The organism is Pseudoflavonifractor gallinarum (assembly GCF_014982855.1).
GTDB lineage: Bacteria > Bacillota > Clostridia > Oscillospirales > Oscillospiraceae > Pseudoflavonifractor_A > Pseudoflavonifractor_A gallinarum.
The window spans coordinates 280,987-306,993 of the sequence record NZ_JADCKF010000002.1; the positions used below are offsets into that span (position 1 = coordinate 280,987).

Below are 26,007 nucleotides of genomic sequence, written 5' to 3' on the forward strand. Positions count from 1 at the left end.
CGTATATATGAATTATCGTATATATTAAAAATCGCACATACCTCCTATACTTCATAGTAATAGGAGGTACTGGTAGATGATCAGCTATGAACCGTTATTTCGGACAATGAAGGAAAAGGGGATCACATCCTATCGTTTGGGAAAAATGGGATTTCCCTTATCGAATTATTATGCTATGAAGCGTGGTGAGAATATATCTACACACACATTAAACCAGTTATGTAAATTACTTCAATGCAAAGTAGAAGATATATTGGAATATTTAGACGAAGAATGAACTGCGGATATGGGGAGTGATCCTGTATCTGTGGTTTTTTTATATCGTAAAATATGACTTGAGTGCACCTGTTGGAGCATATTTGGACCCTAAATCAGGATTTTACAAATCCGGGCAAATAGGATATAATAAAGTGTTATAAATCCCTATAATTCCCTATAAGACCTAGATTCTGAGGTGCTTGCGTGAAAAAAACTTACCTGGCAGGCCTGGCGGCCTGCGCACTCCTGCTGACCTCCTGCGCGCCTGCGGGGGAGGGGAAGCAGGATCTGCCCACCGTAGCGGCCACCACCTGGCCGGTCTACTGCTTTGCCTCCGCGGTGGCGGAGGGCGTGGAGGAGATCCGGGTGGTGCCGGTGGTGAATCAGCCCATGAGCTGTCTCCATGACTATACCTTGTCCATCCGGGACATGAAGGCCCTGGACGGGGCCGACCTGATCCTGGAAAACGGCGTGGAGATGGAGGACTTCATGGCGGATGCCGTGGCCGCGTCCAGAACGCCGGTGGTGGACTGCTCCGCCGGTGTGGAGCTGCGCCACCTGGACGAGGACGAGGAGGGCCATGTCCACGAGGAACACGAGAGCCATGACCACGGCGAGTATGACCCCCACATCTGGATGGACCCGGAGCGGGCCGCCGTGATGACCGGGACCATCGCCCAGGCCCTGGCCCAGTGGGACCCGGACCATGCCGAGACCTACTATACCAACGCCCAGGCGGCCCAGGAGAAGCTGTGCGCTCTGGCGGAGGAGGGGCGGGAGACCCTGTCCGGCCTGACCAATCGGGAGCTCATCACCTTCCACGACGGCTTTGGCTATTTTGCCGAGGCCTTTGACCTGCACATCCTCAAGGCCATTGAGGAGGAGGAGGGGAGCGAGACCTCCGCCCGGGAGTTCAAGGAGCTGGTGGAGCTCATCCGCGCCGAGGAGATCCCGGCGGTCTTCACCGAGGTCAACGGCTCGGACGCCACGGCCCGGGCGCTCTCCCGGGAGACAGGGGTGACCAGCGCCCCCCTCACCATGATCATGAGCGGAGAGGGGAGCGGCCTGGACCCCTACCTGGAGGCCATGGAATCCAATCTTGAGACCATTTTGGAGGCACTTGCATGAGCGTACAGAAACATCAGAATGCCGGAGAGGGGTGCACGGGCGCCTGCTGTCTCCGGCTGGACAAGCTGGGGGTGGACATCGGCGGAGACTCCATTCTCCACGACGTGAGCTTCCACCTCCACTGCGGGGAGATCGTGGCCCTCATCGGGCCCAACGGCGCGGGAAAGAGCTCTCTATTCCGGGCCATCCTGGGGCAGATCGGCCACACCGGCAGCATCGACTTCCAGCAGGCCGGCGGGAGCCGGACCCGCCCCCTCATCGGCTATGTGCCCCAGAGCCCCAGCTTTGACCGGGGGGACCCGGTGAGCGTGCTGGACTTTTTTGCGGCGGCCATCTCGGACTGGCCGGTCTTTCTGCCCACACCCCGCCGGCTGCGGGAGCGGGTGCGCGGCTGTCTGGAGCGGGTCCACGGGGCCTCCCTCATCGACAAGCGCCTGGGGGCCCTCTCGGGCGGTGAGCTCCAGCGGGTGCTGCTGGCCCTGGCGCTGGAGCCGCTGCCCCACATCCTGATCCTGGACGAGCCCCTCTCCGGCGTGGACATCGACGGGGAGCGGCAGCTCCTGGACATGCTGGATGAGATCCGGCGCAGCTATGATCTCTCCATCCTCCTCTCCACCCACGACTTTGCCACCCTGGAGCAGTTTGCCGACAAGGTGGTCCTCCTCAAGAGCAGCGTGCTGCGGGTGGGCCCGCCCCGGGAGGTCCTCACCTCGCCGGAGTTCCGGGAGGTATTCCATCTGGATCTGCGAAAGGAGGGGATGTAACATGGAGCTGTGGTATGCTCTGGTAGAGCTGCTCCCCTTTGAGTGGGCCCAGCCGGACAGCATGTATTTCATGAAAAACGCGCTGCTGGCCATCCTGGTGATCTCGCCCCTCTTCGGCCTGCTCTCCACGATGGTGGTGGAGAGCCGGATGTCCTTCTTCTCCGACGCGCTGGGCCACTCGGCCTTTACCGGGATCGCCATCGGGTCCCTGTGCGGTCTGGCCGAGCCCATGTGGTGCGCGGTGGTCTTTGCGGTGATCTTTGCCGTGCTGTTTACCTACGTCCGCCGGCACACCAACCTGGCCAGCGACACGGTGATCGGGGTCTTTTCCTCCACGGCGGTGGCCCTGGGCATCTTCATCGCCACCCTGGGCGGGGGAAGCTTTACCAAATTCAACGCCCTGCTGGTGGGCGATATCCTGAGCGTGGAGCCGGGAAAGATCGGCCTCCTGGCGGCCATCCTGCTGGTGGTGGTCGTGCTGTGGGTGTGCTCCTTCAACCAGCTGATGCTGGCCTCGGTCCATCCGGCCCTGGCCGACAGCCGGGGCATCCGGGTGTTCTGGCAGGAGAGCCTCTTTGCCGCCGCCATCGCCGTGGTGGTGACGGTGTCCATGACTTGGGTGGGCCTGCTGGTCATCAACTCACTTCTGGTGCTGCCCGCGGCGGCGGGGCGGAATCTGGCCCGGAACCTGCGGCAGTATCATCTCTTCTCGGTGGTGGGCGCCCTGGCGGCCGGAATTGCGGGGCTCTTGACCTCCTATCAGGTGGGGGCCTCCACCGGCGCGTGCATCACCCTCTATCTGGCGATCTATTTTGCGCTGACCTTCTGTTTCCGCACCCGGCGGATGTAAGAAAAGAAGGGGGAACACTTCATGAAACAACGGCAGAGTCTTCAAATCGTCCTGGTCCTGGTGCTGCTGGCACTTTTGGTGGGCGCGCTGTCCTACTGGGATGGACAGCACCGGAGGGAAGGGCCCCCGGGCCAGACCTCTGCCGTCTGTAGGACGGTCCCAGCCGTGGGATAGAAAGAAGGAATGAAACCATGAAAACGGGAATCGTGCTGGAGGGCGGAGCGCTGCGCACCATCTTCTCCAGCGGCGTGACGGACGGCCTGCTGCGGGGCGGGGTGGACTTCTCCTATGTGGTGGGGGTCTCCGCCGGGATCGCCTACGGGGTGAGCTACCTCTCGGGGCAGTTCGGGCGGAATCTGGAGATTCTGACCCGCTATGCCAACGATAAGCGGTATATGAGCAAGCGCAACCTCCTCCGTCCGGGCAACCACTGCTACTTCGGCCTGCGCTTTACCTATGAGGAGATTCCCAACCGCCTGGTCCCCTTTGACTATGAGACCTTTGCCGCCTGGCCCGGAAAGGCCGAGGCGGTGGTCACCAACCTGGAGACCGGGCGGCCCGAGTACCTGGAGGTCCCCCGCCGGGACGACCAGTTCCTGCTCTTACAGGCCACCTGCGCCATGCCACTGCTCTTTCCCATCTACGAGCTGAACGGGATCAAGTGCCTGGACGGCGGGGCGGCCGACGCCATCCCCTTCCGGCGGGCCTTCCAGCAGGGATGCGACCGGGTGGTGGTGGTCCTCACCCGGGAGCGGAGCTACCGCCGACAGCCGGAGAAGCTCCAGCCCCTCATCGACCTGCGCTATCACAAGTATCCCCATTTCTGCGAGACCATGCGCCGCCGGGCCGAGACCTACAATGCCGACCGGGAGGAGCTCTTCCGCCTGGAGCGGGAGGGAAAGGTCCTGCTGCTGGCCCCCGAGGACACCCGTGGATTCTCCCGGGTGGAGCGGGATGTGGACAAGATCCGCGCCCTCTGGCAGTCCGGCTATGACCAGGCCATGGAGCGCATGGAGGAGATCCGGGACTTTCTCGGCCTGGAGGAGACGGCGGGGCGGTAAAACGGTTTTGCAGGAAAATTTACAGGACCATTCATAATATGGTAACATTTTCATGCTACAATAGATCTCAAACAATTGCGCCATAGGAGGCAAAAGTGTATGGTGCCGTGGAAAAAGTGCGCATAGAATGGAGGTTTTTGTATGGCGAGCAATCCGAATTACGGCGTCGTGACCGAAGAGATCCGGCGCTTGGCGGCCCTGACCCAAGAGAATAGTTGCATCAACCCGGATGACTACGTGCGTTATGACGTCAAGCGCGGTCTGCGAGACCTGAACGGCAAGGGCGTCGTGGCCGGTCTGACAGAGATTTCTGATATTGTGGCCAAGCAGGTGGTCAACGGTGAGAGCGTCCCCTGTGAGGGCAAGCTCTATTACCGGGGCATCAATGTGGAAGACCTGGTACAGGGCGTGCTGAAGGAGGGGCGCTACGGCTTTGAGGAGACGGCGTACCTTCTGATGCTGGGCCAGCTGCCCAATGAGGCCCAGCTCCGGGAGTTCCGCGGGCAGCTCTCCTACTACCGCACTCTGCCCAACAACTTTGTGCGGGACATCATCCTCAAGGCCCCCAGCTGGGACATTATGAACTCCCTGGCCCGGAGCGTGCTCAACCTGGCCTCCTATGACGAGGACGCCGACGACATCTCCCTGCCCAATGTGATGCGCCAGTGCCTCCAGCTGCTGGCGGTCTTTCCCATGCTGGCGGTGTACGGCTATCAGGCCTACAACTACAAGAGCGGCAGCAGCCTGTACATCCACGCCCCCCAGCCCGAGCACTCCACCGCCGAGAGCATCCTGGCCCTCCTGCGGCCCGATTCGGCCTACTCCTACTGGGAGGCCCACGTGCTGGACATCTGCCTGATGCTCCACGCCGAGCACGGCGGCGGCAACAACTCCACCTTTACCACCCACGTGGTCACCTCCTCGGGGACCGACACCTATTCCTGCATCGCAGCCGCCCTGGCCTCCCTGAAGGGCCCCCGGCACGGCGGCGCCAACATCAAGGTCATCCAGATGTTTGAGGACATGAAGCAGGTGGTCCGGGACTGGAAGGACGAGGACGAGGTGCGGGCCTATCTCCGGGCCCTGCTGGACAAGCGGGCCTTTGACAAGTCCGGCCTGATCTACGGCATGGGCCACGCGGTCTACTCCCTGTCCGATCCCCGTGCCAACATTCTCCACGGGATGGTGGAAAAGCTCTCCCGGGAGAAGGGACGCATGGAGGAGTATGAGCTCTACTCACTGGTGGAGCGCCTGGGTCCCGAGGTCATCTCCGGCGAGCGGAAGATGTACAAGGGCGTGTCGGCCAACGTGGACTTCTACTCCGGCTTCGTCTATCACATGCTGGACCTGCCCCAGGAGCTCTATACCCCCCTCTTCGCCATGGCCCGCATGGCAGGCTGGGGCGCCCACCGGATGGAGGAGCTCATCAACATGGGCAAGATCATCCGGCCCGCCTATCAGTATGTGGGCACCCATCAGGATTACCTGCCCCTCAAGGAGCGGGACTGAGCGCCCAGACATCCATGAAAAAGCCCCCGGCTGTCCTCCCGCAACAGGGAGGAAAGCCGGGGGCTTGTTTTGTGCTCAGGCGCCGGGCTTCTGGATCTGGTCCAGGATGGAGGCCTTTTCGGCCCAGTTGTTGCCGTAGTCGGGGCGGTGGACGGTATCCATGATGTCCCGCACGTCATAGAACTGGGTGTAGTGGTGTCCGCCGTAGCGCAGGGTGGTCCCATCCGGATGGAGCCGGTCGCAGATGACGGCGGAGAGATCGTCCTTGATGTAGGAGAAGGAGTTGACGCCCACGCTGGCGAAGATCCGGAAGCCCTGGCTCTGAAGGTACTGGAGCTTGGGGCCGGTCTGATGCCAGTCGTCCCCGTCGGGGCGGGCGCCGTGGGGATAGAAGAGGATATTGGTGGGACCCACCAGGGAGCCCACCTCCTCGGCCCAGCGGACGGTGTCCCGCTTGACCCAGTCCAGATCCACCTTGGACGAGTCCAGGTTGATATGGCCCCAGGTGTGGGAGCCGAAGGTCCAGCCAGTGTCCTTGAGGCGCTGGATGATGGGCTTGACCGCCTCGATCTCGGCCTGGCGGTTGGCGTCAAAGGCGGGACGGCGGGGGTCGTCGGCGGCGATGTCGATGTCGTTCTGGGTGCGGTAGCCCAGGATGCCCTCATAGCCGGTGAGGGAGAAGCAGCCCTTAGCGCCGTTGAGGGAGAAGTCCGGGTGGGCCCGGACAAACTGGTCCAGAATGGGAGTGGCGTCCAGATCCTGGGTGAGGAAGGTCTCCTTGGTGTTGGGATCGGTGCACTCGGCCCAGATGTCTCCATCTTCGCCCAGCACCAGCTTGGAGGTGAAGCCCTCGGCCAGCATGTACTCGTAGTAGTTCACATCGTCAAAGGAGAGGACCAGGGGCTTCTTGCCCTCGGGCAGCATGAGGGTGTTGCGCTGCATCCGGGACTCGCCGCTCTCGGTGGTGTACTCGCTCCACACATCGCACATGTTGACCAGGATATAGTCCCGCCGGTAGAGCTCGTCCAGGATCTTCTTGAATTCGTCGGCGGTGAGCATCCAGTCGTCCAGGCCCTTCTGCCGGTTCTCCGGCACGGCGCTGGAGAAGGTGAACTCCGGATAGGCGATGACCGGGTGGAAGAAGAGATGCTCCACCACCTGGTTGGGGCCCCAGGCCTGGGTGAGCTGGTCCTCCGACCAGTAGGTGCGCACGGCCTCCTCCGGGTCGGGCGTGGGTGTGGGCGTGGGGGCCGGGGCGGCGGAGGCGCTCGGCTCCGGTCCGGGTGTTGCGCCGGGCTTTTGGCAGGCGGCCAGAGAAAAGGTCATCAGTAGGGCCAGAGAAAAGGCCGCGCCGCGTTTCAGGCAATTCATAAAGCTCGCATCCTCTCTTTATCATCTGTATTTCCGGAGGAAGGAGGAGAAGACGGCGTCCCAGGGGACGATGCTCCTCCGGCAGACACTATCATAGCGCGGAAAGGACCGAAAAAAACCACAAACAGGTTACAAATTCTTACGAAATTCCGTCGAATCGTGTAAGATTTGGAAAAGGTCCAGTCAGGCGGCGGAGAAGGGTGCGGGCACCCGCCGCACCAGCAGGAGGGAGACCGCCCCGGTGACCGCCCCCGTCACCAGAGAGCACAGGAGCAGCGGGGCCAGATAGACCAGCGGGGCCCGGCTGCCCAGCACAGCCATGGCGGCCAGGATCTGCCCGGTGTTGTGGGCGGCGGCCCCGGCGATGGATACGCCGTAGAGGGAGAGGGCGGGGAGCCGGAACAGGAGGGCCATGACCCCCAGTGCCAGCAGTCCGCCGGTCAGGGAGAAGGCCAGGGCCATCAGATTGCCCCCCAGAAGGTTGCCCAGGAAGCAGCGGGCCAGCAGGATAAGGAGAGCCTCCCGCCCGGAGAGGCGGCACAGGGCGTATACCGTCACCAGATTGGCAAGGCCCAGCCGCAGGCCGGGCAGGGGGATGAGGATGGTCAGCGGGGCCAGACCCTCGGCCACCGAGAGGGCCAGGGCCAGAGCCGTCAGTACGGCGCAGCGGGTCAGTCGGGAAACAGACAAGGCGGGCGCTCCTTTCACAGCAGGGGAGAAATCAGGATCTGCCCCGGCAGGCCCTGCGCAGCTGGGCCGGGGTGGAGGTGATGGCGCCGGTGGGACAGGCCTGGAGGCAGTCGCCGCAGCGGATGCACTCCACGCTGTTGGGGCGCTGCCAGACCGGGATGTCCAGCTTACAGGCGCTCTGGCAGTGGCCGCAGCTGGTACAGCGGTGGGCGTCCACCTTCAGCCGGTACAGGGAAATGGGGTTCAAGAGGCCGTAAATGGCCCCCAGGGGACACAGGTACCGGCAGAAGGGACGGTAGACCAGAAGAGAGAGCACGATCAGCAGGATGAGGAGCAGACTCTTCCAGGCGAAGAGAAACCCGAGGACGTCCCGCAGCATGGGATTGACGGCGGCCAGGGGCCAGCCGGCCAGCAGGGTGCCGGAGGGGCAGACGTACTTGCAGAACCAGGGGGAGCCCTGTCCGAAGGCGTCCACCGCAAAGAGGGGGAGCAGGATGACAAAGCCGATCAGCAGCAGGTATTTGATCCTGCGCAGCCATTTCTCCCCGGGCAGACGGCGCAGCTTCCGCACGAAGGGGATCTTGTGGAGCAGGTCCTGCACCAGGCCGAAGGGACACAGCCAGCCGCACACAAAGCGGCCCAGGGCCGCGCCGATGAACATCAGAAAGCCCAGCACATACAGAGCGGTCCTGGCCCGGCCGCTGGCCAGGGTGGACTGGAGGGCGCCCAGGGGGCAGGCGCCCAGCGCGCCGGGGCAGGAGTAGCAGTTGAGCCCCGGGACGCAGTAGGCCTTGGAGGGACCCTTCCAGATGGTCCCGGAGGTAAAGCCCTGCACATAGCCGTTGGTGAGGGCGGTCCAGGCCAGCTGGACCCAGGTCCGGAGACCGCGGCGCTTCTTATCCAATGCCCACACACTCCAGACAGAGATTCACGGCCTTCATAAAGACCGCGTCCCGTCCCCCCAGACGGGTGCCCACCACCATCAGGGCCGCCCCCAGCCCCAGCACAAGCAGGGTGGGGAGAAAGGCGCGCACGTTCTTCACTGCACTTCCTCCAGGGTCTCCTCAATGACGGCGGCCCACTGTTCCTTGGTCTTGGCCCCCATGTAAAACTTCCCCACCTGGTTGCCCTCGGAGTCCACAAAGAAGGTGGAGGGCAGGGCGTAGATCTGCCCCAGGATGGGATAGAGGCTCTCCGAGGGGAGAAGATTGGTGTAGGTGACGCCCGAGCCCTCCGCGATGGTGCGGGCCTCCTCCACCTGCTCCGGATTGAGGGTGCCGTCCTGGTTGAGCACGTCGCTGACGATGCCCACGATCTGGAAGCCCTGGTCGGCATACTCGGTGTGCAGCTCGGCCAGCGCGGGCATCTCCTCCTTGCAGGGGGGACAGAAGGTACCCCAGACGTTGATCATGGTCAGGTCATAGTCGGCCAGGATGGACTGGTCCACCGCCTGGTCGTTCAGGTCGGTGGCGGTAAAGGCGCTGAGGACGCCGCTCTGTTCCTGGGCCGTATCCTCCGCAGCGGCAGAGGGCGAGGGGGAAGGGGAGGGCGAGGCGGCGGTGGTTCCGCCGCCGCAGGCGCTCAGGGTACAGGCCAGCAGCAGAGCCGAGGGGAGCAAGAGTCGGGGAAATTTCATAAAATACTCCTTTTGATCTGGAATAAATGGGGGATTGCGGTAGTTTGATTCTACCACAGGGGAGCGGGAACGTCCATGTCTTTACCGGGCAGGGGACATGGACCAGGCCTGAAAGACGTGCCCGTCCTCCAGGTCCTTCCACTGGAAGCGGCCGTCCTCCAGCAGCAGGACGCTGTGGGGGCTGTTCTCCTTGGGAATGGAGACCGAGCCGGGATTGAGATAGGTAAAGACCGGCCCCTCCACACAGACCGGGACGTGAGTATGTCCGTGGAGCAAAATGTCTCCGGGCTGGAGCTTGGGCGGGTGGTCCAGATGAAACTGGTGCCCGTGGGTGGCGAAAATCAGGTGCTCCCCCTCCTGGAGAAGGGCATAGTCGGCCAGGACGGGAAAGTCCAGCACCATCTGATCCACTTCCGCCTCGCAGTTGCCCCGGACGCACAGGATCTGGGAGGCGAGGGGATTGAGCATGGCGATGACCTCCTTGGGGGCATAGTCCCGGGGCAGGTCGTTGCGGGGCCCGTGGTAGAGCAGGTCCCCCAGCAGGAGCAGCCGGTGGGCGCCCTCGGTGTGGAAGGCGTCCAGCAGGCGGGCTGTCCAGTAAGCCGACCCGTGCAGGTCGGAAGCGATGAGCCATTTCATGAGCGGATACTCCTTTGCGTTGGAATACGATTGAGTATACCACAAAGACATGGGGAAAGAAAAGAGCGCCTGTCCCCCAAACGGGTGGACAGGCGCTCAGCGTGCGTGAATAGGTTCGACCGCTTTTTCAAACAGGCTTTAGGATTTTGGCTTGGGCTTGAAGAGGAGGGCCACCAGGTAGCCGAAGAAGATGGCGGCGGTGATTCCTCCGGCGGCGGCAGTGATCCCGCCGGTGAGCGCCCCCATCACGCCCTGTTCCTCCACCGCCTTGCGCACGCCCTTGGCCAGCAGATAGCCGAACCCGGTCAGGGGGACGGTGGCCCCGGCGCCGGCAAAGTCCACCAGATGTTCATAGATCCCCAGCCCGCCCAGGACCACGCCGGAGACCACATAGGTCACCAGGATCTTGGCGGGCGTGAGAGAGGTCTTGTCAATGAGCAGCTGTCCGATCAGACACAGGACGCCCCCGCACAGAAAGGCGCGGGCATATTCCCAAAAGAGATCCATATGCATTCCTCCTCAGACCTGGGTGGAGATGGCCACTGCGTGGCAGATGGCTGGGATGCTCTCCCCCTGCATGGTGGAGGTGGGGGAGAGGAGGGCGCCGGTGCCGCAGAACAGGATGTGCTTCCACCGGCCCTGGAGCATGCCGTTCAGAAGATGGCCCGCCAGCACCACCGCGGAGCAGCCGCAGCCCGAGCCGCCGCAGTGGACGTCCTGCCCCTCCAGATCGTAGATGAGCACCCCGCAGTCCACCAGGTTTTTCAGATCCACGCCGTCCCGGTGGAAAAAGTCCAGCACGATCTCATGTCCCAGCTTGCCCAGATCCCCCGTGACGATGAGATCGTAGAAGGAGGGCTTGCGCCCCGTGTCCGAGAGATGGGTGCGGATGGTGTCGTAGGCCGCCGGGGCCATGGCGGCTCCCATATTGGCCGGGTCCTGGATGCCCTTGTCCACGATCTTGCCGGTGGTGACATGGGTCACATAGGGGCCGCTCCCCTCGGCGGTCAGGATGAGCGCGCCCGACCCGGTCACCGTCCACTGGGCGGTGGGGGTGCGCTGGCCGCCGTATTCCAGGGGGGTGCGGTACTGCCGCTCGGCGGAGCAGAAATGGGAGGAGGTCACGGCGGCCGTCAGGGTGCCGAACCCCCCGTCCAGCAGCATGGCCGCCAGAGAGAGGGACTCGGACATGGTGGAGCAGGCCCCATACAGGCCGAAAAAGGGGACGTCGGTCCCCCGGACGGCAAATCCGGTGCCGATGCACTGGTTGAGCAGGTCCCCGGCCAGGATATAATCCAGACAGGAGGCGGCCTTTCCCGCCTTCTCCAGGGCGGCGGACAGGGCCAGACGCTGCATGGCGCTCTCGGCCTTCTCCCAGCTGGTCTCGCCGAAGGTGTCATCCGCGCCGATCTGGTCAAAGGTGGCGGCCAGCGGCCCCTCGCCCTCTTTTTTTCCCACCACGCTGGCAAAGCCGGCGATGGAAGGAGGGCGCGTCAGAGCCACGGTCTGCTTGCCCCGTCGTTTGCTGTTCATGCCTTTCGCCTCCAAATGTTGTTCTCGGGCCTAGTTTGAACAAAAAGAAAGGGTCTTATGCACGTGGATTTTGTGGGGGGAACGTCTGGTCAAAGCGGGATGTTTCGAGTATAATATTTTTATCCTGTGCGGCCGCGGAAGACAGTGGGCACTCCTTTTGGGGGGAGTGCATGCGCGGCGCGGCGGCACTGCTTTTGTGGAAAAAAGGAGTTTTTATGGCGGAAGAGAAACGAACCATTGCCTATATCTGTCCCGCCTGCCGGCAGAGCGTGATCCTGGAGCGGAGCGTGTTCCAGCTGGCCGCGGCGCCCAATGAGCTGCCCTGTCCCTGCGGGAAATCGGCCCTGCGGGTGGAGATGATGGGAGATCGGGTGCATTTGACCGTGCCCTGTGTCTCCTGCGGAGGCGAGCACCGGGTGACCTGCGCCAGCCATGACTTCCTCCACCGGCGGGGACTGGCCTTCTCCTGCGGGAAGTCGGGCCTGGACTGCTGCTATGTGGGCGAGGAGGACACCGTGTTCGGCGCGGTGCGCCGCCTGGAGGAGGCCGTGGACAAGCTCCACCGGGAGGCCGGCGAGCGGGGCGCGTTCCTGGATGAGATCGTCATGCACGAGGTGCTCTCCGAGATCCGGGACATCGCCAAGCGGGGCGGGATCTCCTGCTCCTGCGGCGGCAAGGAGTGGAAGCTACAGGTCAATTACAGCTCGGTGGACCTGGTCTGTGCCGCGTGCGGGGGCGATCTGCGCATCCCCGCTGCCACCGAGAGCGATATTGAGGACATCTGCTGCAAGCACACCCTCCGCATCCACGGACGCCGGGCGTGACGGCGGAAAGAGGAGGGAAATATATGTATTTCACCTATGAATATACCATTGACTCCCGGGATACCGATCCCTTCAACCAGTGCCGCCCCTCGGCCTTGCTGGGGCTTTTGCAGGAGGCGGCCACCGAGGCGGCCGTGGCCCTGCACGTCTCCCGGGAGGAGACGCTGGAGCGGTACAACTGCTTCTGGATGCTGGCCCGGATGTGGTATCGGCTGGAGCGGCCTCTCCACTGGAACGAGACCGTCACGGTAAAGACCTGGCACCGGGGCGGCAAGGGGGCCTCCACCTACCGGGACTATGACCTGTATGTGGACGGGGTCTATGTGGGCGAGGCGGTCTCCACCTGGGTGCTGGCCGATCTGGAGACCCACAAGCTCCTGCGCCTGTCCAAGGTGCCCGAGTTCACGGGGACCGACGGGGGAGAGCTGTGCAAGGAGCGCACCCTGGGCAAGATCCACCTGCCCGCGGAGATGGCCCTGGCGGAGGAGCGGCGCATGCACTACAGCGATGCCGACGTCAACCGCCATGTGAACAACAGCAAATACGCCGATTTTATCTGCGACGCTTTGCATATGGAGAAGCTGGGCGAGGGGAAGTTCCTCTCGGAGCTCCAGGTGGGATTTTTGGCGGAATGCCTGCCGGGCGAGACCATTGAGGTCTATACCGGCACGGAGAACGGCATGTGGTATGCCCACGGCTCCGACCGGGATGGAAAGAGCCGGTTTGACGCGGCCCTCACCCTTGCGCCCCTTCCGGAAACGGAGGGTTGACAACCTTCGACACAGATAGTAAAATAGGAAAAATTCATTGCAGATAAGGAGATGCACTATGGTCAATACGGATGCAAGCCAGAAGTTTACCAAGCAGGGGCTCACCTTCGATGATGTGCTCCTGGTGCCTGCTGAGAGCAACGTACTCCCCGCGGACATTGACCTGACCACCAAGCTCACCAAGAAGATCACCCTGAACATTCCTCTGATGAGCGCCGCTATGGATACCGTGACGGAGTACCGCATGGCGATCGCCATCGCCCGGGAGGGCGGCATCGGCATCATCCACAAGAACATGTCCATCGGCGCCCAGGCGGAGCAGGTGGATATGGTCAAGCGCTCGGAGAACGGCGTTATCACCAACCCCTTCTGGCTGGCGCCCGGCCACACGCTGGCCGAGGCCGACGAGCTGATGGCCAAGTACCGCATCTCCGGTGTGCCCATCTGTGACAACGGCCGTCTTATCGGTATCATCACCAACCGCGACATGAAGTTTGAGACCGATATGAACCAGCTCATCGACAACGTGATGACCAAGGAGAACCTGGTCACCGCCCGGGAGGGCATCACCCTGGAGGAGGCCAAGGAGATCCTGCGCCGCCACAAGATCGAGAAGCTGCCCCTGGTGGACGAGAAGGGCAACCTGAAGGGCCTCATCACCATCAAGGACATCGAGAAGGCCAGCGTCTACCCCAACTCCGCCCGTGACGAGAAGGGCCGCCTGCTGGTGGGCGCCGCCATCGGCGTCACCTCCGACGTGATGGACCGCGTCTCCGCCCTGGTGGACGCCGGCGCCGACGTGCTGGCTCTGGACTCCGCCCACGGCCACAGCCACAACATTCTGGAGTGCGTCAAGCGCATCAAGGCCCTGTACCCCGACGTGCAGCTCATCGCCGGCAACGTGGCCACCGCCGAGGGTACCCGTGCCCTCATCGAGGCGGGCGCCGACTGTGTGAAGATCGGTATCGGCCCCGGCTCCATCTGCACCACCCGCGTGGTGGCCGGTATCGGCGTGCCCCAGATCACCGCTGTGTATGACGCGGCCTGCGTGGCCGCCGAGTACGGCGTGCCCATCATCGCCGACGGCGGCGTGAAGTACTCCGGCGACATCGCCAAGGCCATCGCCGCCGGCGCCAACGTGGTCATGCTGGGCTCCCTGCTGGCCGGCTGTGAGGAGTCCCCCGGGGACACCGAGGTCTACCAGGGCCGTCAGTTCAAGGTGTACCGCGGCATGGGCTCTCTGGGCGCCATGGCCTGCGGCTCCAAGGACCGCTACTTCCAGCAGAACAACAAGAAGCTGGTGCCCGAGGGCGTCGAGGGCCGCGTCCCCTACAAGGGACTCACTGGCGAGACCATCTATCAGCTCATGGGCGGCCTGCGCGCCGGTATGGGCTACTGCGGCTGCCCCACCATCGCCGATCTGCAGCAGAAGGCTCAGTTCATCCAGATCACGGCGGCCGGTCTGCGGGAGTCTCACCCCCACGATATCTACATCACCAAGGAAGCTCCCAACTACACCGTCAGCCCCCAGTAAACGCAAACACAAGGGCCCGCGCCAGGCGTTGGCGCGGGCCCTTCCGCATGTCGGACAAGTCCGACATGCTTCTCAAAAATGCGAGCATTTTTTCGAGAGGATGCAGGCCGCTGCATGCATCGTCGGGTCAAAGTCCGCACCATTCGCCCCGGCCTGACAGCCAGGGCTCATTTCACTCCCTTGCCCCTCCTCTCCCAAACAAACCCGCTTCGCTGGGCTTCGTTTGGGTTCCTGGGAAGGGGCGCACGCTTGCGGCCTGAGGGGTGTGTTTTCCGACGTACACGCCGCCGGAAAACACGCTTTGTCTCTCTTCCGTTGTCTGCGGACAACGGAACTCTGCGAGGCTTTTGCAGTGCAAAGGGCAGAAGTACACGTTATTGACAGTCTGGAGGGGCGGCCAGAGGCCGCCCTGCGGAAGGAGAAGGTCCAGTATGCTGCATCTGTTGTTGAGCCGGGGAGGAGGCGCGGCCTCCGGCGAGCTCTTCCGGCGCATCCGGGAGAGCGGGGGGGAGCGCCCCCAGATCCTCATCGTGCCGGAACAGCACTCCCACGACAGCGAGCGCCGGCTGTGCGCCGCCGCGGGGAACCAGGTCTCCCGCTATGCGGAGGTCCTCTCCTTCACCCGGCTGGCCGGGCGGGTATTTTCGGTCTACGGAGGAGTGGCCACCCCGGCGCTGGACGCGGGGGGACGGCTCCTGCTCATGTATGCCGCCCTGCGGCAGATTGCCGACAAGCTCACGGTCTACCGCCGGCCCTCCCGCAAGCCGGCCTTTTTGACGGGTCTCCTCTCCACGGTGGATGAGCTCAAGAGCTGCTGCATCTCTCCCGAGGCCCTCTGGGAGGCCGGGGAGGAGACCGGCGGGGGCGAGGGGGACAAGCTCCGGGACATCGCCCTGATCTTCGGGGCCTATGAGGCCCTCACCCAGCAGCAGGGGGCCGACCCCCGGGACCGCCTCACCCGGCTGGTCACCGCCCTGGAGGGGAGCGGCTGGGCCCAGGGAAAGGACTTCTATCTGGACTGCTTTACCGACTTCACGCCTCAGGAGCGCCAGGTGCTGGCCGTCCTGCTCCGGCAGGCCCGGTCGGTGACGGTGACCCTCACCTGTGACACCCTGGAGGAGGGGGACGGAGAGGGCGGACTCTTTACCACGGCCCGGCGCACCGCCCGACAGCTCCTCCGCCTGGCCCGGCAGGGGAGAGTCCCTGCCGATACCCAGGTGCTGGAGGGGAGAGGGGAGCGGAGCCCGGCCCTCCAGGCGGTGGAGGAGGAGCTCTTCGCCCTGCGCCCGGGCGAGGCCAGAAGCGACTGGGAGGGGATCTCCCTCTTTGAGGCGGCCGCCCCCTACGCCGAGGTGGAGCGGGCTGCCGCCGGGATCCTCCGCCTGGTCCGGGAGGAGGGCTACCGCTTCCGGGACATCGCGGTGACCGCCCGCTCCATGGAGCTCTACGGCCCCCTGATCGAGACGGTGTTCGGGCGCTATGGAGTGCCTGTGTTCCTGGGGGAGATGAGCGACATCCTGCAAAAGCCGGTGCTCTCCCTCATCACGGCCGCCCTGGATACGGTGGCGGGGGAGTACCGCTATGAGGACCTTTTCCGCTATCTCAAGACCGGGCTCACCGACCTCACCGACGAGGAGCGGGACCGGCTGGAGAACTATGCCCTCAAATGGAACCTGCGGGGCGGGCAGTGGACCCAGAAGGGGGACTGGACCATGCACCCCCAGGGATACGGCCTGTCCTGGAGCGAGGAGGACCGCGCCGCCCTGGCAGAGCTCAACGCCCTGCGCCGGAAGGTGACCGGGCCCCTGGAGAAGCTCCGGCTGGGGGTGGACCGGACCGGCCGGGGACAGACCATGGCCCTCTATCAGTTTTTGGAGGAGATCGGCCTGCCCCAGCGCCTTCTGGAGCGGGAGGAGGCCCTCCGCGCCCGGGGAGAGCCCGCCCTGGCGGAGGAATACCGCCAGCTCTGGGACATCCTGTGCGACGCCATGGAGCAGTGCGCCCGCATTCTGGGCGATCTGCCGCTGGAGGGGGAGGAGTACGCCCGGCTCTTCTCCCTGGTGCTCTCCCAGTACAGCGTGGGCTCCATCCCGGTCTCCCTGGACCGGGTCCACGCCGGGGAGATGCCCCGCCTGGCCCACAAGAGGTGCAGGGCCCTCTTCCTGCTGGGGGCGGACGACGCCTCCATCCCCCAGGCCTCCCCGGGGCCGGGCCTGCTCAACGACGACGACCGGAGCCTTCTGGCCTCCTTCGGGCTGGAGCTGGCCCCCAGCCTGCCCGACCGGCTGGACCGGGAGATGACCACGGTCTATGAATCCCTGTGTATTCCAACGGAGCGGCTCTCGGTGAGCTGGCCGGCCGCCGGACCGGAGGGAGAGGAGCGCCGTCCCGCCTTCCTGGTGGGCCGCCTGCGGGGGATGTTCCCCGGCCTGGGGGTGGAGCGGGAGAGCCAGACGGGCGGGACCTTCCGCCTGTGTGCCCCCCGGCCCGCTCTGGAGCTGGCCGGGCGCTATCCGGAGGTGGAGGAGGCCCTGGAGGCCCTCCCGGAATACGCGGCGCTGGTGGAGCGGATGAAGCGGGCCGCCGCCCTGGAGCGGGGGCACCTGTCCCCCGCGGCGGTGGCCGCCCTGTACGGACAGCAGGTGCCCATGTCTGCCTCCCGCATGGACAAGTTCAAGTCCTGCCACTTCTCCTATTTCATGCAGTACGGCCTCAAGGCAAAGGCCCGCCGCCCGGCGGGCTTCCAGGCCCCGGAGTACGGCACCTTTGTCCACTATGTGCTGGAGCACGTGCTGCGCACCCTGACGAAAGAGGGCACCGTCCCCGTCCCCCGGGAGATGGAGCAGGAGGAGCTGCACGCCCTGAGCCGGTCGGTGGTGGAACGGTATGTCCGGGAGAAGCTGGGCGGCCTGGAGGGGGAGTCCCCCCGCTTCCGCTACCTCTTCCGGCGTCTGCTCAAGTCGGTGTACGCCGTGGTGGAGAACGTGGTGGAGGAGCTCTCCCGCTCCGACTTCCAGCCCATCGCCTTTGAGCTGGGCTTCGGCCAGGGGAAGGACCTGCCGCCGGTCCAGCTGAAGGTGGACGGCCTGACCGTGAGCATCTCGGGCTTTGTGGACCGGGTGGACGGCTGGGTGGACGGGGACAAACTCTGTCTCCGGGTGGTGGACTATAAGACGGGGCGGAAGTCCTTCGACCTCACCGACATCTGGAACGGCATGGGGCTTCAGATGCTCCTCTACCTCTTCACCCTGACCGAGGAGGGGAAGGAGCGCTTCGGGAAACATATCGTACCGGCGGGGGTGCTCTACCTGCCCGCCCGGGACGCCGTTCTGGCGGGGAGCCGCTCCATGAGCGAGAGCGAGCGCCGCCGGGCCATGGACCGGGAGCTCCAGCGCAAGGGGCTCATTCTGGACGAGCCGGAGGTGCTCTCGGCTATGGAGCACGCCGGGCCGGAGGGGATCCGCTTCCTGCCCGTCAAGGTCTCCAGCCGGACGGGGGCCATCACCGGCGACGCCCTGGTCTCGGCCGAGCGGCTGGGCCGGCTGGAGCGCCACATTTCCGCCATCCTCCGGGAGATCGGCGCGGAGCTGGCGGCCGGAAAGATCGCCGCCGACCCCTTCTGGCGGGGACCGGACCACAACGCCTGCCAGTGGTGCGACTACGCCCCCGCCTGCCACTTTGAGGAGGGGCGGGGCGAGGACCGCATCCGCTACTTCCCCACGGTAAAGGGGGAGGATTTCTGGCGGAAGCTGGGGCTGTGAGGTCCCACACGATTTTGCAGATCAAATGTTTTAAGGAGAGAAGTATATGACCACCTGGTTCAACTCGCTGTTAGGAGAGCTGAGCAACTTTCTGTACACCTATATCCTCATCGCCCTGCTGGTGGTGACGGGACTCTATTTCACCTTCCGCACGAAGGCGGTGCAGTTCCGCCTCTTTCCCGAGGCCATCCGGGTTTTGGGGGAGAAAAAGCGGGACGGAAAGGACATCTCGTCCTTCCAGGCCCTGATGATCTCCACCGCCTCCCGGGTAGGGACGGGCAACATCGCCGGCGTGGCCACCGCCATCGCCACCGCCACCGCCGTGGGCGGATACGGCGCGGTGTTCTGGATGTGGCTGCTGGCGCTGGTGGGGGCGGCTTCCGCCTTTATCGAGAGCACCCTGGCCCAGTGCTATAAGGAAAAGCACGGAGAGGACTGGGTGGGCGGTCCCGCCTACTATATCCAGAAGGCGCTGGGCAGCCGGAAGTGGGGCGTGGTCTTTGCGGTGCTCCTCATCGCCTGCTTTGCCTACGGCTTCAACGCCCTCCAGGCCTTCAACGCGGGCACTTCTCTGAAATACTATATCCCCCACTATGCCGACTCGATCTGGCCTCTGGTGGTGGGCGGCATCCTGGCCGCCCTCACGGCGGTGAGCATCTTCGGCGGCGTGCGCCGCATCAGCGCCATCACCTCCGGCCTGGTGCCGGTCATGGCGGCCGTCTATATCGCCCTGGGCCTCTTCATCACGGTCAAGAACATCGGCCAGGTGCCCGCCATGCTCTCCATGATCTTCCAGCAGGCCTTTGATCCCAAGGCCATGTTTGCCGGTCTGGGTGCCTCCTGCATCATGCAGGGCGTCAAGCGGGGACTCTACTCCAACGAGGCGGGCATGGGCTCCGCCCCCAATGCGGCGGCGGCGGCCGACGTGTCCCACCCGGTCAAGCAGGGCCTGGTGCAGATGCTCTCGGTCTTTATCGACACCATCCTCATCTGCTCCACCACCGCCTTCATGCTGCTCCTCTCCGGGGTGCCCATCGACCCGGCGGTCAAGGACATGGGCTACGTCCAGGCGGCGGTGCTCAACCAGGTGGGCGAGTTCGGACCCCTCTTCATCACGGTGTCCATCTTCCTCTTTGCCTTCAGCTCCCTGGTGGGCAATTACTACTACACCGAGACCAATTTCAAATTCATCCGGGATTCCAAAACCGGACTCAACCTGTTCCGGGTAACCTGTGTGGCCGCTGTCTTCCTGGGGGCCCAGATGGACTTCTCTACCGTGTGGAACCTGGCCGACGTGCTCATGGGCCTGATGGCTCTCGTGAACCTGGTGGCCATCCTCCTGCTGGGCGGACAGGCCCTCCGGGTCCTGCGGGACTACAACGAGCAGCGCCGGGCGGGAAAGAACCCGGTCTACCGGGCCAGCGAGGTGGGGGTGGGCGACCCCGAGATCTGGAACGAGGAACACGCCCGGAAGTGGGAGGAGTAAGCCCCTCCCTTGCATGAGACAGGGCCGGAAGAGCGGCCGGGAAAGGAGCCAGGCGCATGGGATTTCAACTGACCAAACAGCAGCAGGCGGTGGTGGACAACCGGGGCGGGACCCTTCTGGTGTCGGCGGCCGCCGGCTCGGGCAAGACCCGGGTGCTGGTGGAGCGGCTGCTGGACCGGGTGGAGCGGGAGGGGCTCAACGTGGACGCCTTCCTGGTCATCACCTACACCAAGGCGGCCGCCGCGGAGCTGCGCTCCCGCATCGTGGAGGAGCTCTCCGCCCGGCTGGCCGCCCATCCGGAGGACGGGCACCTGCGCCGCCAGTCCACGCTGGTCTACAAGGCGCAGATCTCCACCGTCCACGCCCTGTGCGCCCAGATCCTCCGGGAGCAGGGCCATCTGCTGGACCTGCATCCGGACTTCCGCCTGCTGGACGAGAGCGAGGCGGGCCTGCTCATGCTGGACACCCTCACAGAGGTGCTGGAGCGGCGCTATGAGACGCTGGAGGAGGGGGACGACTTCTCCTTCCTGGTGGACACCATGTCGGCGGGGCGGGACGACAGCCGCCTGGTCCAGATCGTGCTGGACATCCGGGGGCGGGTCCAGAGCCATCCCCGCCCGGCGGCGTGGCTGGCGGAGCAGGAGCGTGCCTTCCTGCTGGACGGCGTGGCCGAGGCCGGCGAGACGGTATGGGGCCGGCTGCTGCTGGAGGACGCCGGGCGGCAGGCCGACTACTGGGCCGGGCAGATGGCCCGGGCCCTGGAGCTGTGCGCCTGCGACGATGTGTTTGAGGGGAATTACGCCCCCAGCCTGTCCGCCACGCTGGAGGGGCTGCGCCGCTTTTCCCAGGACGCCCGCCAGGGGTGGGACGCCGCCCGGGAGGCCCTCCCCATCCCCTTCCCCACGCCGGGGCGGAAGAAGGTCCCGGCGGGGCTGGCCGACGCCGAGCGGGTGAAGGACCTGCGCAATCGCTGCAAGAAGCGGATGGAGAAGCTGGCCGAGGGCTTTTTGGACGAGAGCGCCGATCTCCTGGACGACCTGCGGGCGGTCCACCCGGCGGTGCGGGCCCTCTTCGCCCTGGTGCGGGACTTCGAGGGGGCCTATGCCGCCGAGAAGAGCCGCCGGGGCGTGCTGGACTTCTCCGACCTGGAGCATTTGACCGTGGAGCTGCTGGTGGGACCGGAGGGGCCCACCGAGCTGGCCGGGCAGCTCTCCGGGCGGTACGCCGAGATCATGGTGGACGAGTATCAGGACACCAACGAGGTGCAGAACGCCATCTTCTCCGCCCTCTCTCGGGAGGGGAAGAACCTCTTCCTGGTGGGGGATGTGAAGCAGTCCATCTACCGCTTCCGGCTGGCCGACCCCACCATCTTTCTGGAGAAATACCGCACCTTCCCCTCCTATGAGTATGCCCGGGAGGGGGAGAGCCGGCGGATCAATCTGAGCAAGAACTTCCGCTCCCGGCCTGAGGTGCTGGAGGGGGCCAACTTCCTCTTCCGCAACCTCATGTCGGTGGAGTTCGGTGAGATGGACTATACGCCCGAGGAGTTTCTCTATCCGGGTCCCGACTTCCCGGAGATCCCCAATCCCGCCGTGGAGCTGGACGCCCTGGACCTGTCCGGAGAGGACGAGGAGGAGCGCCCCGCCGAGGAGCGGGCGGCCAGGGTCTCCCGGGACCTGCAGGAGGCCCGCTTTGCCGCGGCGCGCATCCGCGCCCTTCTGGACGAGGGCTTTCCCGTGGGGGACGGGAAGGGAGGAGTCCGCCCGGCGGAGCCCTCCGACATCGTCATCCTCCTGCGCTCCCCCAACACGGTGCTTCCCCACTATGCCCGGGCGCTGGCCGAGCGGGGCATCTCTTGGGAGGCCGACGGAGGAGGGGACTTCTTTGCCTCCACCGAGGTGAATGTGGCTCTGGCCCTCCTCCAGATCGTGGACAATCCCCGGCAGGACGTGCCCCTCATCTCGGCCCTGCGCTCCCCGGTGTACGGCTTTACCGCCGACCAGCTGGCCCTGCTGCGGGCGGGCTGCCCGGATGGAGACTTCTATCAGGCGGTTTGCTCCGGGGCCGAGCGGGGGGACGAGCCCTGCCGGGCCTTCCTGGAGGAGCTGGAGGAGCTGCGCTTCGGCGCGGCCGATCAGAGCTGCTATCAATTGCTCTGGCGGCTGTATGACCGCTCCAACCTGATGGGGGTCTTTGGGAGCATGTCCAACGGCGAGGAGCGGCAGGCCAACCTCCTGCTCCTCACCGAGCTGGCCCGGCGCTTTGAGAAGGCGGGCCACCGGGGGCTGTACGGCTTCCTCTCCTACCTCACCCGCCTGCAGGAGAAGGGGGAGCGCATCACCGCACCCGACCCGGGACGGGAGGGGGGCGGCGTGCGCATCCTGTCCATCCACCGCTCCAAGGGACTGGAATTCCCGGTGGTGCTGCTGTGCGGCCTGAGCCGGCGGCTCAACCGGGAGGACATGCAGCGCCCCATCCTCTTCCACCCCAGACTGGGCGTGGGGCCCAAGCGGCTGGACGTGGGGCGGATGGTGGAGTACCCCACCCTGGCCCGCCGGGCGGTGGCCCGGCAGCTGGAGTATGAGATGATGGCCGAGGAGCTGCGCCTGCTCTATGTGGCGGTGACCCGGGCCAAGGACAAGCTCATCCTCTCGGTGGCCCTCACCGGGGGCGGACGGGACATTGCCCGGCTGGCCCCCGACGCGGGCTGTCCGGTGGAGCCCCAGGCCCTGGCCGCCTGTCAGTCGGTGGGGCAGTGGGTCCTCCTGCCTGTCCTGGCCCGGCCTGAGGCGGCCCCCCTCCGGGACGCGGGTGCGGTGGAGGTCCCGCCCACCCTGGCCACCCTGGGTCCGGCCTGGGACATCCGCTGGATCCCCGGCGGGGCGCTGAAGCGTCCCCCTGTGTCCTCTCAGACGGAGGAGCGGACCGTGCGGACGGTCCGTCCCACCGGCATGGGGGAGGGGGAGCTGCGGGAAGCCCTCACCTGGCGCTATCCCTGGGCGCGGGACGTGGAGATCCCGTCCAAGCTGACCGCCACCCAGCTCAAGGGGCGGGAGCTGGACCGGGAGGCCGCTGAGCACACCCCCCAGGCGGGCACACGCCGGGGAGAGGGGGTGCTCCGCCGTCCCCGCTTTGCGGAGGAGGAGTTCGGTCTGACCCCGGCCCAGAAGGGAGTGGCCCTCCACCTGGTGATGCAGTACATCGACTTTTCCAAGGCGTCCTCGGAGGCCCAGGTGGCCCGGGAGGTGGAGCGCCTGGTCCGGGAGGAGTATCTCACGCCGGAGCAGGGGAAGGCGGTGGACCCCGCCCGTCTGGCCGCCTTCTTTGCCTCGCCCCTGGGGCGGGAGGTGTGTTCCTCCGCTACCCTCCGCCGGGAGTTCAAGTTTTCCATCCTGGTCCCCGCCCGGGACTACTGGCCCCAGGCGGGAGAGGGCGAAGAGGTCCTGCTCCAGGGCGTGGTGGACTGCTTCTTTGAGACGGCGGAGGGGATCACCGTGGTGGACTTCAAGACCGACCGGGTGGCGGGGGAGGCCCTGCGCCAAAGGGCGGAGGATTACCGTCCCCAGCTGGAGGCGTACAGCCGTGCCCTGGAGGAGATCACCGGCCGCCCGGTCTGCCGCCGGGTGCTGTGGTTCTTTTCGGAGAACCGAGGGGTAGAAATGATGTGAACCTGCCGGAAAAATCGGCAGAGAGAAATCCCATGTGTTTGAGAAGAAAAAGAGGAGAGAAACATGATCAGTTTGCTGCTGGCGGAGCAGATCGGAGAGCTGTTCCTGATGATTTTGCTTGGGTGGGGCCTGGTGCGGAGCGGACTTCTGCGCTCTGAGGACAGCCGAAGTCTTTCGGTGGTGACCCTTTACCTGGTCTCGCCCTGCGTGATGCTCAACGCCTTTCAGATTGAGCGGACGCCGGAGCTGGTGAAAGGACTGCTCCTCTCTCTGCTGACGGCGGTAGTCATCCATGTGGTTCTCTTTTTGCTGGTCACCTTGCTTGGAAAGGTATGGCGGTTTCGTGCGGTGGAGCAGGCCTCTGTGATGTACTCCAATGCGGGAAATCTCATTATCCCCATCGTCAGTGCGATCCTGGGCAAAGAGTGGGTGGTCTTCACCAGCGTCTTTCTGGCCATTCAGGTCCCGCTGCTGTGGACACACTGCCGGATCCTCCTCAGCGGGGAGCGGCAGGTTTCCCTCCGGAAAATTTTGCTCAACCCCAATATTTTGGCAGTGCTGGCGGGAGTCGTTCTCTTTGCAGCGTGCATCCGGCTGCCCGAGCTGCTGACGGGCGCCATGGAGGGGATGGGCGGCATGATCGGGCCGCTCAGTATGGTCGTGGCCGGTATGCTGATCGGCGGGATGGACCTGAAGAAGGCTTTCTCCTTCCGGGGCATCTGGAAGGTGACGGCCCTGCGCCTGGTGGTGGTCCCGCTGATCCTGCTGGGGCTGCTGAAATTCAGCGGGCTTTCCGCCCTAGCGGAGAACGGCGAGACCATCCTGCTGGTGAGCCTTCTGGCCGCCATTACGCCGTCGGCGGCCACGGTGACCCAGATGGCACAGCTCTATGACCGGGAGGCCGACTATGCCAGCGCCATCTATGTGGTGACGACCCTCCTGTGTATCGTGACCATGCCCATTCTGGTGGGTCTCTATCAGATGGGATAGGCGCAGAGGTTCAGGGCTGGAGCTCCCGCCAATGACGCAGCAGGCGGAGGGCCTCCGGGGTGAGGAGCAGGAGGGCCGCCAGGTTGGGCAGGGCCATGAGGCCGTTGAAGATGTCGGCCAGCTGCCACACGGCGGACACGTCCCCCACGCTCCCCAGCACCACCGTCACCAGAAAGACCACCCGGTAGAGGGCGCAGGCCCGGCGGCTCCCGGTGAGGTAGGCGAGGCCCCGCTCCCCGTAGTAGCTCCATCCCAGCAGGGAGGTAAAGGCGAAGAGGAGCAGGCACACCGAGACGAAGAGTCCCCCGTAGGGGCCGAACACGGTGGAGAAGGCCGCGGCCGAGAGGGGGGCGCCCAGCAGGGTGCCCGAGACATGGCCCCCGGCGATGGCGTCCAGGGCGGCCTGCGGATCGTACACGCCGGAGGTCAGGATGACCAGCGCCGTGATGGAGCAGACCGTCAGGGTGGCGATCCCCACCTCAAAGATCCCCCACATGCCCTCCTCGGCAGGATCGGTCACCTGGGCGGCGGCGTGGGCCATGGCGGAGGAGCCCATGCCGGCCTCGTTGGTGAAGACCCCCCGGGCCACGCCGTAGCGCATGGCGGCGGCCAGGCCATACCCCGCCGCGCCTCCCAGGGCGGCCTGTGGACACAGGGCGCAGGAGAAGATCTGGAAGAGGGCGGCGGGAAGGGCGTCGGCGTGGCGGAGGATGACAAAGATCCCGCCGGTGAGGAAGAGCCCCGCCATGGCCGGGACCAGCTTCTCACTGACCGCGCCGATCCGCCCCACCCCGCCCAGGATGACCGCCCCGCAGCACAGGGCCACCGCCAGACCGATGGTCAGTGGATCCCAGCCTAGGGTACTGTGGAGGGCGGCGGCGATGGAGTTGGCCTGCACCAGGTTCCCGCCTCCCAGGGAGGCTGCCACACAGCACAGGGAGAACCAGAGGGCCAGGGGCCGCGACCCAAGGCCCCGCTCCATGTAGCACATGGGGCCGCCCTGCCAGCCGCCGCCGGGGGCGCGCTCCCGGTAGCGCACGGCGAGGGTCTTTTCCGCACAGCTGGTCATCATGCCCAACAGGGCGGACACCCACATCCAGAAAACCGCCCCCGGACCGCCGTAGAAGATGGCGGTGGCCACCCCGGCGATGCTGCCCGTGCCGATGGTGGAGGCCAGGGCGGTGGAGAGGGCCTGAAACTGGGTCAGCCCTCCGGAGGACCGCTCTCCCCGCCGGCGGAAGAGGGAGCCCACGGTGGCGCGGAGCCAGCGGCGGACCTCGAAGATCTGAAAGAAGCCGGTGCGCAGGGAATACCATAGCCCCGTGAGCAGAAAAAGAAGCAAAAGCCAGGGGTTCCAGATGGCGTCCCCCAGCGCGGTGAGAAATGACATAGTTTACCCTCCGTCCGTTGCGCAGATCCGGGCCGATTCCCGGTGATACACAGGTATGCGCCGGGCGGGAGGACCATGTCCCTCAAAAAAGAAATCAAAAAAATTTGAAAAAACAGTTGCAATTTCAGGGGAAAGGTGGTAGTAT

The 26,007-nt window shown here is 65.0% G+C and carries 23 protein-coding genes; 14 read left to right on the forward strand and 9 right to left on the reverse strand.

Going from position 1 to position 26,007, the window contains the following annotated elements; translation table 11 throughout:
• The first annotated feature begins 76 nt into the window (after positions 1–76).
• The 7 genes from INF37_RS03335 to INF37_RS03365 all read left to right on the forward strand — a co-directional run bounded on the left by INF37_RS03335 (position 77) and on the right by INF37_RS03365 (position 5,570).
• Entirely contained in the window at positions 77–277 is a 201-nt protein-coding gene (locus INF37_RS03335) for a helix-turn-helix domain-containing protein (RefSeq protein ID WP_186962837.1), read from the forward strand.
• 185 nt (positions 278–462) lie between these two features.
• The gene (locus INF37_RS03340; protein WP_328821016.1) at positions 463–1,386 is read left to right on the forward strand and encodes a metal ABC transporter substrate-binding protein; all 924 of its coding nucleotides are present in this window, start codon (positions 463–465) and stop codon (positions 1,384–1,386) included.
• On the forward strand, positions 1,383–2,150 hold the full coding sequence (locus INF37_RS03345; protein WP_193536395.1) for a metal ABC transporter ATP-binding protein: 768 nt from the start codon (positions 1,383–1,385) through the stop codon (positions 2,148–2,150). Before INF37_RS03340 ends, INF37_RS03345 begins: the two co-directional genes overlap by 4 nt.
• Before the next feature lies 1 nt (position 2,151).
• Entirely contained in the window at positions 2,152–3,000 is an 849-nt protein-coding gene (locus tag INF37_RS03350; RefSeq protein WP_101693584.1) for a metal ABC transporter permease, read from the forward strand.
• Positions 3,001–3,021: 21 nt separating this feature from the next.
• Positions 3,022–3,174 carry a hypothetical protein gene (locus tag INF37_RS03355; RefSeq protein WP_193536397.1) on the forward strand — a complete coding sequence of 51 codons (153 nt, stop codon included), beginning with the start codon at positions 3,022–3,024 and terminating at the stop codon, positions 3,172–3,174.
• Between the two features lie 17 nt (positions 3,175–3,191).
• Positions 3,192–4,061 (forward strand): patatin-like phospholipase family protein, encoded by an 870-nt coding sequence (locus INF37_RS03360; RefSeq protein WP_186962835.1) that lies wholly within the window; start codon positions 3,192–3,194, stop codon positions 4,059–4,061.
• Positions 4,062–4,202: 141 nt separating this feature from the next.
• Positions 4,203–5,570: a citrate/2-methylcitrate synthase gene (locus INF37_RS03365; RefSeq protein WP_193536399.1), complete on the forward strand. Its 1,368-nt coding sequence runs from the start codon at positions 4,203–4,205 to the stop codon at positions 5,568–5,570.
• Positions 5,571–5,645: 75 nt separating this feature from the next.
• Here the strand turns inward: INF37_RS03365 and INF37_RS03370 are convergent, their stop codons facing one another.
• From INF37_RS03370 to spoVAD, 8 genes are all read right to left on the reverse strand, one after another.
• A complete protein-coding gene (locus INF37_RS03370; RefSeq protein ID WP_101693581.1) occupies positions 5,646–6,941 on the reverse strand; it encodes a polysaccharide deacetylase family protein in 1,296 nt (431 codons plus the stop codon).
• Between the two features lie 183 nt (positions 6,942–7,124).
• A complete protein-coding gene (locus INF37_RS03375) occupies positions 7,125–7,631 on the reverse strand; it encodes a Gx transporter family protein (RefSeq protein WP_193536401.1) in 507 nt (168 codons plus the stop codon).
• Between the two features lie 31 nt (positions 7,632–7,662).
• A complete protein-coding gene (locus tag INF37_RS03380) occupies positions 7,663–8,535 on the reverse strand; it encodes a 4Fe-4S binding protein (RefSeq protein WP_207730425.1) in 873 nt (290 codons plus the stop codon).
• Positions 8,528–8,674 (reverse strand): CD1871A family CXXC motif-containing protein, encoded by a 147-nt coding sequence (locus INF37_RS03385; protein WP_180956887.1) that lies wholly within the window; start codon positions 8,672–8,674, stop codon positions 8,528–8,530. The genes INF37_RS03380 and INF37_RS03385 overlap by 8 nt, the downstream gene beginning before the upstream one ends.
• The gene (locus INF37_RS03390) at positions 8,671–9,267 is read right to left on the reverse strand and encodes a TlpA family protein disulfide reductase (RefSeq protein ID WP_193536405.1); all 597 of its coding nucleotides are present in this window, start codon (positions 9,265–9,267) and stop codon (positions 8,671–8,673) included. Before INF37_RS03390 ends, INF37_RS03385 begins: the two co-directional genes overlap by 4 nt.
• Before the next feature lie 81 nt (positions 9,268–9,348).
• Positions 9,349–9,906, reverse strand: coding sequence for a phosphodiesterase (gene yfcE, locus INF37_RS03395; RefSeq protein WP_101693577.1), 558 nt, complete (start codon positions 9,904–9,906; stop codon positions 9,349–9,351).
• A 138-nt stretch (positions 9,907–10,044) separates the two neighbouring features.
• A complete protein-coding gene (spoVAE, locus tag INF37_RS03400) occupies positions 10,045–10,413 on the reverse strand; it encodes a stage V sporulation protein AE (RefSeq protein WP_101693576.1) in 369 nt (122 codons plus the stop codon).
• Between the two features lie 12 nt (positions 10,414–10,425).
• Positions 10,426–11,439, reverse strand: a complete 1,014-nt coding sequence (spoVAD, locus tag INF37_RS03405) for a stage V sporulation protein AD (protein WP_193536407.1) — start codon at positions 11,437–11,439, stop codon at positions 10,426–10,428.
• Between the two features lie 215 nt (positions 11,440–11,654).
• Here spoVAD and INF37_RS03410 point away from each other — a divergent pair, with 215 nt between their 5' ends.
• From INF37_RS03410 to INF37_RS03440, 7 genes are all read left to right on the forward strand, one after another.
• Complete coding sequence (locus INF37_RS03410) at positions 11,655–12,263, forward strand: hypothetical protein (RefSeq protein WP_101693574.1); 609 nt, start codon at positions 11,655–11,657, stop codon at positions 12,261–12,263.
• A 23-nt stretch (positions 12,264–12,286) separates the two neighbouring features.
• A complete protein-coding gene (locus INF37_RS03415) occupies positions 12,287–13,033 on the forward strand; it encodes an acyl-[acyl-carrier-protein] thioesterase (protein ID WP_101693573.1) in 747 nt (248 codons plus the stop codon).
• 58 nt (positions 13,034–13,091) lie between these two features.
• Positions 13,092–14,567: an IMP dehydrogenase gene (gene guaB, locus INF37_RS03420; protein WP_101693572.1), complete on the forward strand. Its 1,476-nt coding sequence runs from the start codon at positions 13,092–13,094 to the stop codon at positions 14,565–14,567.
• A 431-nt stretch (positions 14,568–14,998) separates the two neighbouring features.
• Positions 14,999–18,328 carry a PD-(D/E)XK nuclease family protein gene (locus INF37_RS03425; RefSeq protein ID WP_193536409.1) on the forward strand — a complete coding sequence of 1,110 codons (3,330 nt, stop codon included), beginning with the start codon at positions 14,999–15,001 and terminating at the stop codon, positions 18,326–18,328.
• Between the two features lie 46 nt (positions 18,329–18,374).
• Positions 18,375–19,814, forward strand: coding sequence for an alanine/glycine:cation symporter family protein (locus tag INF37_RS03430; protein ID WP_193536411.1), 1,440 nt, complete (start codon positions 18,375–18,377; stop codon positions 19,812–19,814).
• Positions 19,815–19,870: 56 nt separating this feature from the next.
• Positions 19,871–23,482, forward strand: coding sequence for a helicase-exonuclease AddAB subunit AddA (gene addA / locus INF37_RS03435; protein ID WP_193536413.1), 3,612 nt, complete (start codon positions 19,871–19,873; stop codon positions 23,480–23,482).
• Between the two features lie 63 nt (positions 23,483–23,545).
• The gene (locus tag INF37_RS03440) at positions 23,546–24,472 is read left to right on the forward strand and encodes an AEC family transporter (RefSeq protein ID WP_193536415.1); all 927 of its coding nucleotides are present in this window, start codon (positions 23,546–23,548) and stop codon (positions 24,470–24,472) included.
• Positions 24,473–24,482: 10 nt separating this feature from the next.
• Here the strand turns inward: INF37_RS03440 and INF37_RS03445 are convergent, their stop codons facing one another.
• Positions 24,483–25,862: an alanine/glycine:cation symporter family protein gene (locus tag INF37_RS03445; protein ID WP_193536417.1), complete on the reverse strand. Its 1,380-nt coding sequence runs from the start codon at positions 25,860–25,862 to the stop codon at positions 24,483–24,485.
• Positions 25,863–26,007: the final 145 nt, after the last annotated feature.